The organism is Bradyrhizobium diazoefficiens, assembly GCF_016616235.1.
In the GTDB taxonomy this organism is placed as follows: domain Bacteria; phylum Pseudomonadota; class Alphaproteobacteria; order Rhizobiales; family Xanthobacteraceae; genus Bradyrhizobium; species Bradyrhizobium diazoefficiens_H.
Genome location: NZ_CP067100.1, coordinates 549,879 through 566,792 on the forward strand (window position 1 = coordinate 549,879; position 16,914 = coordinate 566,792).

At 65.1% G+C, this 16,914-nt stretch carries 16 protein-coding genes and 1 tRNA gene; 7 read left to right on the forward strand and 10 right to left on the reverse strand.

Annotated elements, in window-relative coordinates:
* Nucleotides 1-14: 14 nt before the first annotated feature.
* A complete protein-coding gene (locus tag JJB99_RS02590) occupies nt 15-494 on the reverse strand; it encodes a MaoC family dehydratase (RefSeq protein WP_200497256.1) in 480 nt (159 codons plus the stop codon).
* 122 nt (nt 495-616) lie between these two features.
* On the opposite strand from JJB99_RS02590, the gene JJB99_RS02595 reads away from it, so the two are divergent.
* Together JJB99_RS02595 and JJB99_RS02600 are read left to right on the forward strand one after the other, a co-directional pair.
* Nucleotides 617-1,531 carry a DMT family transporter gene (locus tag JJB99_RS02595; RefSeq protein WP_200497257.1) on the forward strand — a complete coding sequence of 305 codons (915 nt, stop codon included), beginning with the start codon at nt 617-619 and terminating at the stop codon, nt 1,529-1,531.
* A 215-nt stretch (nt 1,532-1,746) separates the two neighbouring features.
* On the forward strand, nt 1,747-2,952 hold the full coding sequence (locus tag JJB99_RS02600; protein WP_200495226.1) for an IS4 family transposase: 1,206 nt from the start codon (nt 1,747-1,749) through the stop codon (nt 2,950-2,952).
* A 116-nt stretch (nt 2,953-3,068) separates the two neighbouring features.
* On the opposite strand, the gene JJB99_RS02605 is transcribed toward JJB99_RS02600, so the two are convergent.
* From JJB99_RS02605 to rplU, 3 genes are all read right to left on the reverse strand, one after another.
* Nucleotides 3,069-3,662, reverse strand: a complete 594-nt coding sequence (locus JJB99_RS02605) for a GNAT family N-acetyltransferase (protein ID WP_200497258.1) — start codon at nt 3,660-3,662, stop codon at nt 3,069-3,071.
* A gap of 152 nt (nt 3,663-3,814) precedes the next feature.
* On the reverse strand, nt 3,815-4,084 hold the full coding sequence (gene rpmA / locus JJB99_RS02610; RefSeq protein ID WP_018643862.1) for a 50S ribosomal protein L27: 270 nt from the start codon (nt 4,082-4,084) through the stop codon (nt 3,815-3,817).
* 102 nt (nt 4,085-4,186) lie between these two features.
* Nucleotides 4,187-4,573: a 50S ribosomal protein L21 gene (gene rplU, locus JJB99_RS02615; protein WP_200497259.1), complete on the reverse strand. Its 387-nt coding sequence runs from the start codon at nt 4,571-4,573 to the stop codon at nt 4,187-4,189.
* A gap of 350 nt (nt 4,574-4,923) precedes the next feature.
* On the opposite strand from rplU, the gene JJB99_RS02620 reads away from it, so the two are divergent.
* The gene (locus JJB99_RS02620) at nt 4,924-6,063 is read left to right on the forward strand and encodes an ROK family protein (protein WP_200497260.1); all 1,140 of its coding nucleotides are present in this window, start codon (nt 4,924-4,926) and stop codon (nt 6,061-6,063) included.
* 167 nt (nt 6,064-6,230) lie between these two features.
* Here JJB99_RS02620 and JJB99_RS02625 read toward each other — a convergent pair whose 3' ends face one another.
* Nucleotides 6,231-7,094, reverse strand: a complete 864-nt coding sequence (locus JJB99_RS02625) for an alpha/beta fold hydrolase (protein WP_200497261.1) — start codon at nt 7,092-7,094, stop codon at nt 6,231-6,233.
* Between the two features lie 137 nt (nt 7,095-7,231).
* Between JJB99_RS02625 and JJB99_RS02630 the strand changes: the two genes are divergently transcribed.
* Nucleotides 7,232-7,321, forward strand: a tRNA-Ser gene (locus JJB99_RS02630).
* Between the two features lie 11 nt (nt 7,322-7,332).
* Here JJB99_RS02630 and JJB99_RS02635 read toward each other — a convergent pair.
* A complete protein-coding gene (locus JJB99_RS02635; RefSeq protein WP_200497262.1) occupies nt 7,333-8,223 on the reverse strand; it encodes a LysR family transcriptional regulator in 891 nt (296 codons plus the stop codon).
* A gap of 115 nt (nt 8,224-8,338) precedes the next feature.
* On the opposite strand from JJB99_RS02635, the gene JJB99_RS02640 reads away from it, so the two are divergent.
* Nucleotides 8,339-9,979, forward strand: a complete 1,641-nt coding sequence (locus JJB99_RS02640) for an FAD-dependent oxidoreductase (protein ID WP_200497263.1) — start codon at nt 8,339-8,341, stop codon at nt 9,977-9,979.
* Between the two features lie 159 nt (nt 9,980-10,138).
* Nucleotides 10,139-10,789 (forward strand): Bug family tripartite tricarboxylate transporter substrate binding protein, encoded by a 651-nt coding sequence (locus tag JJB99_RS02645; RefSeq protein ID WP_246775125.1) that lies wholly within the window; start codon nt 10,139-10,141, stop codon nt 10,787-10,789.
* A gap of 62 nt (nt 10,790-10,851) precedes the next feature.
* On the opposite strand, the gene JJB99_RS02650 is transcribed toward JJB99_RS02645, so the two are convergent.
* Complete coding sequence (locus tag JJB99_RS02650) at nt 10,852-12,222, reverse strand: PLP-dependent aminotransferase family protein (RefSeq protein ID WP_200497264.1); 1,371 nt, start codon at nt 12,220-12,222, stop codon at nt 10,852-10,854.
* A 162-nt stretch (nt 12,223-12,384) separates the two neighbouring features.
* Here JJB99_RS02650 and JJB99_RS02655 point away from each other — a divergent pair, with 162 nt between their 5' ends.
* Nucleotides 12,385-13,245, forward strand: coding sequence for a DMT family transporter (locus JJB99_RS02655; protein ID WP_200497265.1), 861 nt, complete (start codon nt 12,385-12,387; stop codon nt 13,243-13,245).
* 69 nt (nt 13,246-13,314) lie between these two features.
* Here JJB99_RS02655 and JJB99_RS02660 read toward each other — a convergent pair whose 3' ends face one another.
* The 3 genes from JJB99_RS02660 to JJB99_RS02670 form a co-directional block, all read right to left on the reverse strand.
* Nucleotides 13,315-14,529, reverse strand: coding sequence for an EAL domain-containing response regulator (locus JJB99_RS02660; RefSeq protein WP_200497266.1), 1,215 nt, complete (start codon nt 14,527-14,529; stop codon nt 13,315-13,317).
* 283 nt (nt 14,530-14,812) lie between these two features.
* Complete coding sequence (locus JJB99_RS02665) at nt 14,813-15,238, reverse strand: hypothetical protein (RefSeq protein WP_200497267.1); 426 nt, start codon at nt 15,236-15,238, stop codon at nt 14,813-14,815.
* Nucleotides 15,239-15,663: 425 nt separating this feature from the next.
* Entirely contained in the window at nt 15,664-16,827 is a 1,164-nt protein-coding gene (locus JJB99_RS02670) for a hypothetical protein (RefSeq protein WP_200497268.1), read from the reverse strand.
* Nucleotides 16,828-16,914: the final 87 nt, after the last annotated feature.

Sequence of the window (16,914 nt, forward strand, 5' to 3'; positions counted from 1 at the left end):
ACCTCAGGACGACGTCAAACGGGCCGGCGGCGGATCAGAAATTTCTGCATCCCCTCCAGCACCAATTCCTTGCGCTGGTTGAACACGGTGCTCCGAAGCGTCACCACGCCGGTCGAACGTCCTGGCACGAGCTCGGTGACCTCAAGCGCCGGATAGATGGTGTCGTCGGCGAATACGGGTTTGAGGAACCGGCTCGACTGTTCGAGGAAGCCGACCAGCGACTCCTCAACCATGAACGGAAACAGGCCGGCGCCGGGCGCGGTGTGGATCAGCGTCTGAAAACCGTGCGCCAAGAGATGCGGCATGCCGCGGCTGCGGCAATATTCGACATCGTAGTGCACCGGATGGGTGTCGCCGCTCGCGGTCTGGAACGCCGCGAACACCGCGGTGGTCTGGGTCCGGCTCGGCAGCACGAAGCGTTCGCCGACCACGAAATCCTCAAACCAGCGCTGCCCAGGAATCATGCGATGCTGGCTTGGATCGAAATCGGTCATGCGCTGCACCATCGGGACGAATTCGGAGCCTGATCCGTACCGCGCGGCGCGCAATGCGACAATGCGTTCAATTCGTCCAAGGCGGGCTTGTCCCGCGCGTTCACGCGATTACAACGGCAGCGATGCCCTTCTTCAAGACTCTCTCGGCCTATGACGATCGCTCCGCGCGCCTTGCCGGCATCGCGCTGATGCTGCTGTCGATCTTCATGTTCTCGTTCGGCGATGCCATGGGCAAGTTCCTGGTCGGGACCTATTCGGTGGGGCAGCTCTTGTTCCTGCGCGCCTGCGCGGCGCTGCTGCTGTTGTCGCCGATGATCTGGAAGCAGCGTCACCAGTTCCTGCAGCTCGAGCGGCCTTTGCTGCAGCTCTTCCGCGTCATCCTGTCGACGCTGGAAGTCGCCGCCTTCTTCCTCGCGACCGTCTATCTGCCGCTCGCGGACGTCATCACCTATTATCTGGCCGGTCCCATCTTCGTCACCGCGATGTCGGCGATCTTCCTGGGCGAGAAGGTCGGCTGGCGGCGGTGGACGGCGATCCTGATCGGCTTCTGCGGCGTGCTGATCGCGCTGCGGCCGTCGGCGCAGACGGTGAGCCTGCCGGCGCTGATCGCGCTCGGCGGCAGCCTGTCCTTCGCGACCCTGATGCTGATCACGCGCAGCCTGCGCAAGACGCCCGATATCGTGATGGCATCCTCGCAATTCATCGGCACGTTTTCGCTCGGTGCCGTGCTCTCGGCATTCCACTGGGTGCCGCCGACCCCGGGCAGCCTCGTGATTTTCGCTGCGGCCGGGCTCATTTCGGTGACCGCGCTGTTCTGCGTCAACCGCTCGCTGAAGCTGGCGCCGGCCAGCGTCGTGGTGCCGTACCAGTATTCGATGATCGTCTGGGCCGTGATCTTCGGCTTCGTCGTGTTCGGCGACGTGCCCGAGGTCGCCACCATCGTCGGCGCTGCAATCATCATCGGCGCCGGATTCTACATCTATTTGCGCGAGCGCGATTTGGGGCGGCAGAGCGCGGAAGTGAATCCGCCGGTGTGACGCCCACCCTGCCCTGGAGGGGGAGGGTCGCTACGCATGCAGCGAAGCGCAATGCGCAGCGGGGTGGGGTGACCGTCTCTCCGCATTGAACGCTGCCCGAGTGGAGAGATCACCCCACCCCGCTCGCGCTTCGCGCGATCGACCCTCCCCCTCCAGGGCATAGGCGCTAGGTTTAGCTCTGGACACGAAGAATCTCGATATGATTCAAACTTGGGATGAAGATTCGTCCTGAGATTCTGGATCATTGGCCGGAGGTGAGTGCGCGACTTCCGGGAGGCTTCGACCTGGAAGCCACGGCGCGGTTACGCGGAGCCTTTACCCGGGCGCGGGAGATTAAGAACGCCGAGACGCTGTTGCGGTTGGCGCTTGCCTATGGCGGCTTGGGCATGTCGCTGCGTGAGACGTGTGTGTGGGCGGAAGCCGGCGGCATCGTCCGTTTGTCCGATCCATCACTGCTCGATCGGCTGTGTAAAGCCGCGCCCTGGCTTGGTGACATTGTGGCTGCGCTGATCGCCGAACAGGCCAAAATGACGGCGGGGAGCTGGGTTGGGTATCGCCTGCGTGCACTCGACGGAACCTCGATCTGCGAACCGGGAGCTGACCGTACGACGTGGCGGCTGCACGTCGGCTACGATCTGGCAACGGGTCAGGTTGATCAGCTTGAGCTAACCGACGTGCATGGCGCGGAGAATCTTCAGCGCCTCACCTACGCACACGGCGATATCGTGCTGGGCGACCGCTATTATGCGAGGCCGCGCGATCTGCGGCCGGTGATCGAAGCCGGTGCAGACTTCATCGTGCGGACTGGCTGGAACTCGTTGCGCCTGTTGCAGGCCAATGGCGAGCCCTTTGATCTGTTTGCCGCTCTCGCGGCTCAGTCGGAACAGGAAAGCGAGCTGCAAGTTCGCGTCCACGAGGGCCAGACAAAGACTCCACCGCCGGAGCCGCTGATCCTGCGCCTCGTCGTGCGACGCAAGCCGCCGGAGCAGGCCGAAACCGAGCGAAAGCGCCTGCTCAAGGATGCCAAGAAGCGCGGCAAGCAACCCGATCCACGCAGTCTCGAGGCGGCGAAGTACATTCTTCTCCTTACCTCGCTGCCAGTCGCCACCTTCCCACCGGCCGATGTCCTCGCCCTCTATCGCTTCCGCTGGCAGATCGAGCTGGCATTCAAGCGGTTCAAGAGCTTAGCCGGGCTCGACATGCTGCCAGCCAAGAAGCCTGAACTTGCGCGGGCGTGGATCTACGCCAGACTGATCGTCGCCATCATCGCTGAACAGATCGCCGGGCAAGTCCCGGACTCTTTCCCCTCTGAGTTCGGAACCACCACAAGCAAGCCCATCGCGTTGGCGCCTCATGAAGATCGCCCTGGCGACCGTTCGTGCCGCCATTCGTGGACCACTTCTCTGGCAGGCTTTCTGTAATCTCTTCACCCGAGCCCGCCGGCACTTCTGCGAACCGCCACGCCGGCGCAGAAAACAATGCGACTATCTACACAAACGCATAACCTAGCGCCCATGCCCCTCCAGGGGAGGGTAAATCACCTCATCCTTCGCGCGCTGCTCCAGCTCTTCAGCGACGACCACACCCCGCGTGAGAGGCGGAAGCAATCGACCGGCGTCGAGGAGCCCAGCGCCAGGAAGCGGTGCAACTGCACGCCGCTCCACTGGAAGCCGCACTTCTCCAGCACCTTGCGCGAGGCCGGATTGGTGACGCGCGCGCCGGCATAGAGATGATCGTCCTCGAACTCCTCGAAAAAGAAGTCGATGGCGCCGCGCGCGGCCTCGGTGGCATAGCCCCGGCCCCAATGCTCGACGCCGAGCCAGTAGCCGAGCTCGGCATTGCCGGGCGTGGAGCAGTCGATGCCGACCATGCCGACCGGCCCGCTATCGTGCTCGATCAGGAACACGGTCTCGCTGCCGAGCGCGGCGGTGGCGCGGACGAATTCGACGGCGTCGTCCTGCGAATAGGGATGGGGGAGGCGGCGGGTGTTCTCCGCGATACGGCGGTCGTTGGCGAGCTGGGCGATGGTCCTGACATCGGCGAGGGTCGGCCGCCGCAAGGTCAGCCGCTCGGTGGCAACGACGCTCGGCCTCGCCTCCCGCAAGGTCACGCCCGAGAAATCCTGCAACATGTCCGGCTCCGTCAAAGTCACTAAATCAAAAGTGAGCAGTTCAAACGAAAAGGGAGGCCGGTTTCCCGCCTCCCCTGGAGCCTTCGATCGCTATGATCTCTGGGACTCCGCCGGTTCAGTCAGGACCGGCGGACTCCAATTTGATCCACCGTCTATTCAGCCGCCTCTGCGATCGGGAGTACCGATACGAAGGTGCGGCCGTTGGCTTTAGCCTGGAACGCAACACGACCCTCGACCTTGGCGAACAGAGTGTGGTCCGTGCCCATGCCGACATTAAGGCCGGGGTGCCAGGTGGTGCCGCGCTGACGCGCAATGATGTTGCCGGGAGTGACGATCTCCCCGCCGAACGCCTTGATGCCGAGGCGCTTACCCTTGGAATCGCGTCCGTTACGCGATGAACCGCCTGCCTTTTTGTGAGCCATGGCTCGTCTCCGAAATCCTGCGTATGTCTAGGTCAATTCCTTGACGGAATCATTTCACGATGTCTCACGCATCAATTCGTGAATTGGCGTGATCAAAGCTATCTATTCGGCGGCTTCCGCTGTCGGCTCCTTGGCCACCTTCTCCCGCTTCGGACGCGGGCCCTTGGTGGGCTTGGCGTTGTCCGTCAGGATCTCGCTGACGCGCAGCACCGTGATTTCGTCGCGGTAGCCGCGCTTGCGGCGCGAATTCTTGCGGCGGCGCTTCTTGAACGCGATGACCTTCGGCCCCCGCTTGTGGTCGAGCACCTCGACCGCAACGGAGGCGCCTGCCACCGTCGGAACGCCGAGGACCGGCGTGTCGCCGCCGACCACGAGGACTTCGTTCAACTGCACGATCGAGCCGACTTCGCCTTCGATCTTGCCTACTTCGAGAACATCATCCGGCACGACGCGGTATTGCTTGCCGCCGGTTTTGATGACTGCGAACATCGTTTTTTCTCCGTGTTCAATCCCGGCCTCGGGACGAACATCGTCCGGGCCGGCTTTTTGTCAGTCGCTATGGGTTTAAGCGCGTTTTGTGCGGGCGGGAGTTATCCCTTTGAAAGCCCACGCAAAAACAAGCGGCGCGAGAAACGCCCCGCGCCGGCTGTGGGACTTATAGCCGCTGGTCCCGACAAGTCAAGGAAAAGCCGGCGAAAACGGCCAGATTTGAAGGATTTGGCGGCCCGCAAAGCTCGCTTATCGAACAAGGCCGCCTTTCCGAATCTGCGGCCGGTTTGCAACCAACGAGTTCCCGCGCCGTTGTCAAGGCCGGAACAGGTAAGCGGGCAAGGGCACCGATGGCAACGGACGAACTGGTCAAGACAACGGGCATCGCCCAGCACGGGGCGAGCCGCCTGCCCTCGGTCGACGTCGACAGCTTCAACGTCGAGATCAAGGACGAGGACGGTTTTCTCGGCGACCGCGCCAGCAAGGGAGCGTTTCGCGAGATCCTCGAGGAGTGGCGCAAGCCGTTGCGCAAGAGCGGCGAGGATCCGTTCGGCGACGAGCCGTCCGACAAGATCAGCAAGAAGACCCTCGATGCCGTTCTGGTCGGCGACGATACCGAGGCCACGGCCGTCGTGCACAGCGCGATCGAGGAGTTCGCGCAGGAGCTGGCTTACGTCACGCGCCGGTTTCTCAAGACCAAGGCCTGGGCCAAGACCGAGTGCATCGTGGTCGGCGGCGGCTTTCGCGCCAGCCGGCTCGGCGAAATTGCCATTGCCCGGGCCGAGATCATTCTCAAGTCGGAGGGCTTCAAGGTCGATCTGGTGCCGATCCGCTTCGATCCGGACGATGCCGGATTGATCGGCGCGCTGCATCTCGCACCGACCTGGATTTTCGAGGCCTATGACAGCATTCTCGCGGTCGACATCGGCGGCACCAACATCCGCTGCGGGATCGTCGAGACCCGCTGGAAAAAGGCGTCCGACCTGTCCAAGGCCGTCGTCTTCAAATCCGATCTGTGGCGCCACGCCGATGACGAGCCGAGCCGCGAAACTGCGGTGAAGCGGCTGGTCAAGATGCTCGAGGGCCTCATCGAGGACGCCGAAGCCGAAGGTTTCAAGCTCGCGCCCTTCATCGGCATCGCCTGTCCCGGCGTGATCAACGCGGACGGCTCGATCGAGAAGGGGGCGCAGAACCTGCCGGGCAATTGGGAGAGCAGCAAGTTCAACCTGCCGGCGAGCCTCGTCGAGGCCATCCCGACGATCGGCGAGCACGACACCGCGATCCTGATGCACAATGACGGCGTGGTTCAGGGCCTTTCGGAAGTGCCGTTCATGCAGCATGTCGAGCGCTGGGGCGTGCTCACCATCGGCACCGGGCTCGGCAATGCCCGCTTCACCAACCGCCGCAAGAACGGCAACGGCAAGGACCGTGATTCCACGGAGAACGGCAAGAAGAAGGGCAAGGAAAACAACAAGAACGACAAGGAGTAACCTTGACTGGTTAGGTTAAGGACCACTTTGCGTTGCGGCGCACGGGTTGCACGCTACGGTCGAAGCGTCGCCCACTCTGGCCGGCGAAGCCGCCCTTCCCAGCCAGTATTTCAATGAGCGGCACCGGGACCGCCAGTGTTTACCGCGTCTGGCGGTCCCACCCATTCTCAGCTCCAGCCGATGCGCTGAAAGAAGGCCGAGATCTCCGCGGCCGCGCGATCCGGATCCTCGCGATGGGGGAAGTGTCCGACGCCGGTGAACATCGCAAGATCGACATTGCTGAAGGTCTCGCCCAGCCGGTCGGTCCAGGCATAGGGAAACAGCGGATCGTGCTCGGCCCAGCGCACGCAGGTCGGCACCTCGATCGGCGGAAGCGGTTTCGCTTCACCTTTCATCATCGCGACGCGCCCGGCATGCGAGGCGCGGTAATGCGCAAAGCCGCCGGCGAGATTGCCGCCCTTGAAGAAATTGTCGCCGAACGCGTCGAGCACGTCGTCGAAGGCATCTTTGCGATGCGCCCAGCCTTTGAGGAAATGGCTGATATAGAGCCGGCAGCTCTCGCGGCTCGCGCCGACCAGCGCCGGCGCCATCTCCATCTGGTGGAAGGACTGATACCAGATGTGGTTGAGCCGATCAGGGGCGGCCATGCGCGGCCCGATGCCGGGATAGACGAAATCGAAGAAGAAAAGCCCTGCGAGCCGCTCGCCCGCCTGTCGGGCCAGCGGCTGCATCACCGCGCCGCCGACATCGTGGCCGACCACTCCGAATCGCGCGATGCCGAGTCCGTCCATCAGCGCCAGCATGTCTGCGGTGTGGCCGTCCGGCCCGAAAGGCCCATCCGGCTTGTCGCTGTCGCCGAAGCCGCGCAGATCGGGCGCGATCAGCATGAATCGGTCGGCGAGCCGCGCCATCACCGGCTCCCAGGTCAGCCAGAATTCCGGCCACCCGTGCAGCAAAAGCAGCGGTTTTCCCTCGCCCGCGCGGACCAGGTGGAAATTGGCGCCGTTGGCCTTGATCGTGAGGTGCTCCATGGCGGTTCCCTGAAGGTGAAAAAGGGATGGAGGCAAGCGAGGCTGCGGATTTTCGCCTTTCGCGCCTTGTCTGGCCCGCCGTCCTCGCCTATTACACGGCCCGACCACAGGGGTTCCTGCCCCTCACGGCACCTTCAGGAGAGGTGGCAGAGTGGTTGAATGCACCGCACTCGAAATGCGGCATAGGTGCAAGCCTATCGGGGGTTCGAATCCCTCCCTCTCCGCCATAATTGCCCGATCATCCTGCCAGCACCATCCGCGCCATCGCCACAAACGCCTGCGCGGCCGGCGATAACGTTCGGCCTCGTCGCTGCAGCAGCGACACCGGGCGGGTGATGGCCGGGCGCACCAGCGGCCTCGCAATCAACGTCGGAAACTGCTCGGCCGGCAGCATCGTCGCGGGAAGGATGGCAAGGCCGAGACCCTGCGCCGTCATCGCGAGCGCGGTGTTGATCAGCGTCACTTCATAGGTCGGGGCGAGGTGCTTGCCCTGCGTGCCCAGCGCCTGATCGATCTGCATGCGGATCCGCGTCTCCCGCCGCATCGCGATCGTCGGCAGTTGCGCCAGCTCGTCCCAACTCAATGAGCGCCGTGCGGCGAAGTCGGCGGTGCGGCGGCCGATCGCGCTCAAGCGCCCGCGTGTCAGGGTCTCGATCGTCATCTCCGCGAATTCACCCTCGACGCTGCCGATCGCGAACTCCGCATCGGTTGCGATCAGGCGCGGAACGAGATCGTCGGCGGCAACATCGCGCATGTCGATCTCGATCTCGGGATAGCCTGCGCGGAATTTCGCGAGCACCGGCGGCAGCAGCGCCGAAGCGGCGCCCGCCGAGGCCACGAAGGCAACGCGGCCGGCGCGCGCCTGCGCAAGATCGCGCATGCGCCGCGACAAGCCCTGCGCATCGCCCAGCATCCGTTCGGCGGCGTGGAGCGCCTCATCGGCGGCCAGCGTCGGCTGCACCGACCGGGTCGAGCGATCGAATAGCTTGACGCCGAGCTGGTCCTCGAGCTGCTGGATCAGGAGGCTCGCCGCCGATTGCGTGATGCCGAGCTCGCCCGCGGCGCGCGTGATGCTGCGCGTCCGGTACACGGCGGTGAAGGCCCGCAATTGCCGCAAAGTGACATTCATAGGTAAAACTGATGAATTGATGATTTCTTTCCGGCTTATCGCATAACCGGGCCTGCAATAGAATGCACCCCGCGCGGACGGCAAATCCGCAGCGCTGCAAGGGACGGAAACGAGCATGAAAACGCAGGTGCTGGTGGTAGGCGCCGGGCCCGTGGGGTTGACCGCGGCGATGGATCTGGCCTCGCGCGGAATCGACGTCGTCGTCGCGGAGATCCGCCACGCCGGTGATCCGCCGAGCGTCAAATGCAACCACGTCTCGGCGCGCTCGATGGAGATCTTCCGAAGGCTCGGCGTCGCCGCGAAGCTGCGCGAGGCCGGTCTGCCCGCCGACTTCCCGAACGATTGCTCCTATCGCACCACGGCGACCGGCATCGAGCTGTGCCGCATCGACATCCCCTGCCGCGCGCGCCGCTACAGTGCGACCGGCGGCCCCGACACCTGGTGGCCGACGCCCGAGCCACCGCACCGGATCAACCAGATCTACCTCGAGCCGATCCTGTTCAGTCATGCGGCGGCCCAGCCGCGGATCACCATTCTGGCGCGCACCGAGATCACCGAGATCGAACAGGGCGACGGCGATGTGGTCGCGCTGGCGCGCGATCTCGACAGCGGAAGCTCGCTCCGCATCGAAGCCAGTTTTGTCATCGGGTGCGACGGCAGCCGTTCGCTGGTCCGCAAATCGATCGGTGCAAGCCTGTCCGGGACACCGGTGATCCAGCGCGTACAGTCGACCTATATCGAGGCTCCGCAACTCAAGGAGCTGATGGGCGCGCACAAGCCGGCGTGGATGGTGCTCTCGCTCAATCCGCGTCGCTCCGGCACCACGGTCGCCATCGACGGCCAAGACCGCTGGCTGATCCACAATCACCTGAAGCCCGACGAGCCCGAGTTCGACTCGGTCGATCGCGACTGGGCCATCCGCGCCATCCTCGGCGTCGACGAGCGCTTCGAATATCGGGTCCTGAGCAAGGAGGACTGGGTCGGGCGTCGCCTCGTGGCCGATCGCTTCCGTGACCGCAGGGTCTTCATCTGCGGCGACGCCGCGCATCTGTGGATGCCCTATGCCGGCTACGGGATGAATGCGGGCATAGCCGACGCCGTCGACCTCTGCTGGCAATTGGCGGCGCATCTGAACGGATGGGCGCCGGCCTCGATCCTCGATGCCTACGAGGCCGAGCGTCAGCCCATTACCGAGCAGGTGTCGCGCTTTGCAATGGACCACGCCATGAAGATGATGGCGCAGCGCGGCGGCGTCTCGGCGGAGATCGAGGACGACACGCCGCGCGGCCACGCGGCGCGCGCGGCGCTTGCAAGGGCAGCCTACGATCTCAACGTGCAGCAATATTGCTGCGCCGGCCTCAACTTCGGCTACTATTACGATGCCTCGCCGATCATCGCCTATGACGGCGAGACCCCGCCGGCCTACGCGATGGGAAGCTTTACGCCCTCCACGGTGCCGGGCGCCCGCGCGCCGCATCTGTTCCTGCGCGACGGCCGATCGCTCTACGATGCGTTCGGACCGGGCTACAATCTGCTGCGGTTCGATCCTGTGATGGACGTGTCGCGGCTGACGTCCGCCGCCGAAGCGCGCGGCATGCCGCTTGCCCTGATCGACATTGCGGCGGATGAGGCGAACGGTGCCTATGCCGAGAAGCTGGTGCTGGTACGCCCCGACCAGCACATCGCCTGGCGCGGGCCGGCCGCACCCGACGATCCGCAAGGCCTGCTGGCGCGTCTCACCGGCGCGGCGGTGTAAAGGAAGATCGAGCTGCCGCCTGCCTGCCGCTGGCGAAAGCGAGAATGGATCGAGGAGGGAGAACGTGTTTCACGTTGCAAGGCGCCGCATCCTGGCCATGCTGACGACCGCGATTTTCGCCGTGCTGCCGCTGGGCACCCGGAGCATCTCAATTCGTCGATGCCGTTCGACCCCAGGGATCTCGCGCCCATCACCCTGCTTGCGGAAATTCCCTTCGTGCTCGTCGCGTCCGCAGACGTGCCGGCGCACAATGCAGCCGAGACGATCGCGCTCGCCAAGGCAAAGCCGGGTGCGCTGTCGATCGGGCACGGCGGCAATTCGACGGCCATGCATCTGACCGCCGCGCTGTTCATGCAGAAGACCGGGATCGCCATGGAGCTCGTTCCCTATCGCGGCACCGCACCGGCGACGGTCGACGTCCTCGCAGGCCATGTCCCGTTCGCGGTGCTGGACATTCCCGCATCGCGGCAGCTGATCCTGGAAGGTAAGCTCAACGCGATCGGCGTCTCCTCGGCGCGCCGTCTGCCCTCCTTGCCCGATGTGCCGACGCTTGCCGAGAGCGGTATTGCCGGTTTCGAATCCGTCGGCTGGTTCGGCCTCGTTGCTCCCGCCGGCACGCCTGCGGAGATCATCGGCAGGTTGAACGAAGCTTTCGTGAAGGCCCTGAAGGACCCGGCGGTGGTCGAGAAGATCCGGACCCTCGGAGCGGAGCCCGCGCCCACCTCGCCGGAGCAGTTCGGCAGGTTCATTCAGGACGAAAGCGCGAAATGGGGCAAGCTCATCAGCGAGGCCGGCATCAAGGCGAATTAGGGCGGTTCCGTCTTCCGCCTGCGTGGCCGCTGCGGCTCGGTCTATCGATGGCCGGGTCCCGGCTATCGGTCATTCGGGCGCGTCTTCAGCGCCCGCCGCAGCACGTCCCACGTCCGCGGATCGTTCATGTGGGCCACGTTGAAGCGCAGGAAGTCTTGCGCCGTCTGCGCCACGCTGAACACATTGCCAGGCGCGAGCACGATATCCTCCTCGAGCGCTGCTCGCGCAACCGCTGTGGCGTCCTGCCCGCCCGCGAGGCGGCACCAGAGAAAAAACCCGCCGCGCGGCATCAGCCAGGGCTCCAGTCCCAAAGCCTGAAGCTTGCGCGCCACATCGCGGCGGGCGCGCGCGAGTCGCTGCCTGAGCTCGTCCATGTGCTTGCGGTAGCTGCCGCCGGCCAGCACCTTGGCGACGATCTCCGTTGCAACCGGGCTCGGGCCGCCAAAGCTGGTTGCGACCTGGAGATCGACGAGATGCTCGATCCAGTCGGGCCGCGCGGCGATGTAGCCGCAGCGCACCGAGGCCGATAGCGTCTTGGAGAAGCTGCCGATGCGGATCACGCGGTTCAAGCCATCCAGCGCAGCCAGGCGCGGCGAGCGCTCCGGCTCGAAATCACCAAAGATGTCGTCCTCGACGATAGTGAGCTCGTGCGCGGCAGCCGCGGTTAGGAGCCGGTGCGCGGCCTGCAGCGAGAGCGTCGCGCCTGTGGGATTGTGCAGCGCTGAATTGGTGATGTAGAGCCGTGGCCTTTCGGCGGCGAGGACCTGCTCGAAGTGCGCAACGTCCGGGCCCGACGGCGTGTAGGGCACGCTCACGACCCTGACCTGATGCGCCCGCAGCAGCGCGCGAAAATTGAAGTAGCAGGGATCGTCGACCAGCACGGTGTCGGCGGGCCGGAGCAGGAAGCGGCAGATCAGGTCGGTCGCCTGCGTGCCCGAACCGGTCAACATCAACTGGTTGATCGAGGCCTCGATCTCGTCTTCGGCGAGGCGCGCGAGCAGCAGGCGGCGCAGGGCGAGAGAGCCCGAGGTCGAGCCGTAATTGGTCAACGCACTTACCTCGGCCCGTGCCAGCGCGCGGGTGGCGCGTCGCAAGGCATGTTCCGGCATCCAGTCCGGCGGCAGCCAGCCGCAACCCGGCTTTGGCACGGCCGCATCCGTATCGAGCGATTGCCTGGAGACCCAGAACGGGTCGACCGCGCGGTCGCGACGCGGCTCGGCCGCGGCAAGAGCCAGCGGCGGCGCAGCCAGCGGTGAAACGTAGAAGCCCGAGCCGCGGCGGGCGCGGATCAGGCCTTCGGCGGCGAGCCGGTCATAGGCCTCGACGACGGTGGACGGCGAAACACCGATCGTCGTCGCAAGGCTGCGGATCGAGGGCAGGCGGTCGCCGGCAAGAAGCGCGCGGCCTGCGATCTTGGCGCGGATCGCGCTCATCACATCCAGGGTCCGCGTTCCGCCGCGTCCCTTCGTTTGCGCCGCGTCGCCCAAGGTGTATGACCTTCCATACCCATACAGTTTTGCGGGATTGTACTGGATTGTCGCTGGTCCCACCAGCGCAGAGGGCCGAATGTCGCGTCTCAAAACAATGGGACGGACATGCAATCTGCAGGCAGTGGCTGGGGCAACGGGCTTCTCGGCGTCATCATCTTCAGCGGCTCGCTGCCGGCGACGCGCGTGGCGGTCGGCGGCTTCTCCGCGCTGTTCCTGACCTCCGCACGTGCGGTCATCGCGGCGCTGATCGGCGCCGCCGTGCTCGGCCTGTTGCATCAGGCGCGGCCGCAGCGGAAGGATCTCGCCTCGCTCACCATTGTGTCGATCGGCGTCGTGATCGGCTTTCCGCTGCTGACCGCGCTCGCGCTCCAGCACATCACCTCGGCGCATTCGATCGTCTTCATCGGCCTGTTGCCGCTGTCGACCGCGGTCTTCGCCGTGCTGCGCGGCGGCGAGCGGCCGCAGCCGCTGTTCTGGCTGTTCGCCGTGCTCGGCAGCGCCACGGTGGCCGGCTTCGCCCTCTCCGGCGACGGCTCGGCATCAACCACCGGCGATCTCCTGATGGTCGCCGCGATCGTGCTGTGCGGGCTCGGCTATGCCGAGGGCGCTGCGCTGTCGCGCCGCCTCGGCGGCTGGCAGGTGATCTCCTGGGCGCTGCTGCTCGCGCTGCCGTTGATGCTGCCCGTTGCTGCCCTGACCTCGCCGCCGGCATGGAGCGGCGTCAGCGTGCCGGCCTGGATCGGGCTTGCCTACGTCTCGATCTTCAGCATGTTTATCGGCTTCCTCTTCTGGTACCGCGGCCTTGCAACCGGAGGCATCGCGCGCGTCGGCCAGCTGCAACAGCTCCAGCCGTTCTTCGGCCTCGCGCTCGCAGGCTTGCTGCTGCACGAGCCGGTCGCCTGGAGCATGATCGCCGCGACCGCGCTCGTCGTCGCCTGCGTGTTCTTCGCGCGGCGGTTTGCCTGACGCGGCATCTTGCCTTCGGCAATGGCGCGCACGTCGTAGCCCTGCGAACTCGACGATGCTCCCGGCCGCTCATACCTGCTCCAGCACCGTCCGCGTCAGCGCGCTCCTGGCAAACTTCTTCAGCGGCATCGGCTTGCCGAACAGAAAGCCCTGCACGAGGTCGAAGCCGAGCTCGTTGGCGGCGACGAGGTCGGCGCGGCTCTCGACGCCTTCGGCCACGGTGCGCGCGCCGTAGCCCTGCGCGAGCTCGACGATGTGACGGCACACCGTGCGCTTGAGGCGGTCGTTGGCGCTGCCGGTGACGAAGTGGGGGTCCGCTTTCAGCTTGATGAAGGGTATCTTGCCGAGATCCATCAGCGAGGGCCAGTTGGCGCCGAGATTGTCGATCGACAGGCCGATATTGTGCAGGCGCACCTCGCGCGCGACCTCGACGAGGAGATCGAGGTCGCGGATCGCCTCTTCGGCGTCGATCCCGATCGTCAGTCCGCCGAACGCCGGATGCGTCGGCATGCGGCGGCAGAGATCGCGCACCGCCTGCGGCTCCTTCAGATAGGACGCCGGCAAGTTGATCGAGAGATCGGCCGGGCTCTGCTGCTCCAGCAGATAGTGCCAGTCCTGCATGGCGCGCTCGATCACGAATTCCGAGAGGTCGCGAAAGTGCGGGTCGTGCTCTTCGGAGATGAAATAGGCGGGCGGTACCACGCCCCAGGTTGGATGCCGCATCCGCACCAAGGCTTCCGCGCCGCTGCGGATCAGCGTGCGCGCGTCGATCTTGGGCTGGTACCAGAGCTCGAGCCAGCCGGCGTGCAGGGCCTCGCCGACATGCACGGCCGGGCTCGGCGCCGGCTCCTCCGGCAGCAGCATCGCGACGCGCTCGCGCAGCGTCTCCGCGGCAAAGGGCGTGGTCAGCGGCGGCAGCATCGCAAGGCCATATTCCTCGCCGACCTGCTGCACCGCCCTGACGATGATCGAGTCGCGGGCGCCGACGGTGAGGACCTTGCCGTCGAAGGCCTCGCGCACCAGCGTCTCCAGGAACGTGCCGGGCTCGATGCCGTCGGCGGCGACGCCGAACAGGATCAGATCCGGCAGCTCGCCGGCGAGCACGGTCTGCAGCTCGTCCGCGCTGGCGCATTGGCTGGTGACGAAGCCGAAATCCTCCAGCACCTCGGCGAGGAAGGCGCGCAGATGGCGCTTGCCGTCGGCGACGCATGCGCGCGGCATCACCTTTCGCCGTCCGAAGGTCCTCGGCCTCCGACCGGCGAACTCAACAATTTCATCGTTCATCGCAAACCACTCCGTTCCGCGACCGGTGTTAGCGACGGGAGCGGTTTCAAATAAGGAGGGCTTCAGCCGATTGTTGAATTATCTGGGTAACGTTAAAGCCTGCATCATTTCTAAAATTGTCCGCATCTTCTTCGAGAAGTTTTTACGTCTGCCGGCGTGTTGCGCAGGCGCGTTGCGACAATCATGCGGGATTTTCGCAAAGGCCGGTTTGGCAGCGCGCGCTCCCCCTGTCCTGCAATTGGACGAAGCTGCGCGCGCTTCGCCTAATTGAATAACGCCGCCCTCAATTGGCTGTGGCCTTGTCGTGTTGGGCCATGCCGACCGCCTTGTAATCGTAGTTCGGATAGAACTCGGTGCGGTAGGCGCCCCACGCGGTGTCCTCGATGAGGCGGTTGACCTCGCGCAAGCGAGAGGCCGGCAGGCGCAACGTGATCACCTGGCCGATGCCCATCATCACGTACCAGCTCACGACCTCGACGCCGGACGGCGGAAATGCCTTGTGGAAGCCCTGCTTATCGAGCTGCGCATTGAGCTCGTTCAACGGACGGGACTGATCGTGCTTGAAGAACACGGTGAGCAGCACCGCATTGTCGGCGGTCGGTGCGGCATTGCCTTGCGGCGGGGTGGTCTGCGCCGTCGTCGTCGAGGTGAGCGCCAGCGCTCCCATCAGCAGCGCCGTCATCGTCAATGTCAGTCGGGCCGATCTCATCGCAATCTCCTTCCCGTTGCTCTCCAGGTGCATCGGAGGATAGGAGCGGCAGACGTGATCGAAGAACTCATTTTCGCGCGATGCGCGCATGTTCCGCCTTCGCTCGTGACGATTCTGCGACAATGCGGTCCGGCCGCGGCAGCGAGAATGTGAAGCACGTCACATGCGCATTGCTGCAGCTGCGCTATTGCTCCGCACAGCCGGTGGTGGGCTGTCGAGGATTACAGCTATGTCGATGCGGCGAATGATCTATTGGTGGTTCAGATTGGTGCTGTCAGGGCGATTTCTCGATCGCTTCCTGTGCCTGCCGCGCTAAAGCATGATCCGGAAAAGTGTGCAGCGGTTTTCCGAAAAGATCATGCTCAAACGAAGAGCTAAGACGCGACGGCGATGCATCCCAATCGCATCGCGCTTTAGCTGCGAGATCAGGTCTGCCCGATCAATTTGCGAAACGCCGCCGCGCCGTCGTGCACCGCATCGCGTCCCTTCCAGGCCAGATAGGAGAGCTTGCCGCCGAGCGTGTCGTGACTGCGCAGCCGTCGCGAGCCGAGAATGTGTCCGACATTGGAGGGGAAGCGGCTCACCTCGGCGGACACCAGCGCGGCGATCGCGTCCATCAAGTGCTGGAGGCGGACGCCCCATTCGCAAGTTTCGAGGCCGTCGATGCGGACCTTGAGCGCATATTCGATATCGTAGATCTCGGCGAGCAGGTCGCGGGCGATCAGCACGCGGTTGTGGCGGAGCGCTACGCGCAGCGCCAGCCGCTTGTCGTCGAGCCGGTCGAGCACCATGTCAACGACACAGGCATAGGGCGTGGCGGCGACGTCGGCGGCGCTCTTGCTCGCGGCCGCCTTGGTGGCGAGGCGCACCAATTGCCAGGACGTCTTCAGCCGCCGCGCCACCAGCGTCAGCGCGAAGGGCAGCGCGCCGGGATGGGCCTTCTTGAAGGCGTCGAGCTGGACGGTGACCCGCGCCACCTGACCGTCGTCGAACGTCGCGATCTTCTCGGGCAGCTTTTCGTTGAACTTGGGCAGCGCATCGCCGGCGCGCAGCACCTGCTGCATCTTCTTCGCATCGTCGAAGGCGGTGCGCGAGGCCGTGTATTGCGCGAGCCTGCCGCGTGCGAACTCGGCGCTCTCCGCCGAGGCCAGCGTGTTCTCGAGCACCTTGACGACCTTGATCTGGAAGGTCGCGGCGGTCTTCAGCACTTCCTTCTGATTGTTGGCGGCGACCTGGTCGCTGATCGCCTTGACGTAGTCGCGCGCCATGGTCGGCAGCAGGTCGCGGCAGATCCACTCCCAGATCGGAGTCAGCGTGTTGCGGGAAATCCGCCCGGCGTTGGCATGCTCGGGCGCGCCGTCGATCAGCAGCAGTTCGAGCGGCGCGAAGAAATAGCGGGAGGGGCTGGCGGCGCGCGCCTGGGTCGATCCGTCCTTGCGAAACTCGGCGCGCAGGCGCGCCAGGATGTCGGCCGAGCCCGGCATGTCGATGCCGCACAGCTCGAGCCGCTCCAGCTCGCTGAGCAGACAGCTGCGCGACAGTGGCGTCAGCCTCTGCAGGAATTCCGACAGCCGATCGACCTCGTTCATGGCACGCAATCTTCCGCAGCGTTTCCCGCAAGGGCCGACAGGCTCGATGCGGGGAGGCATTTGCGCGCTCTCAATCTGCTAGAGAAG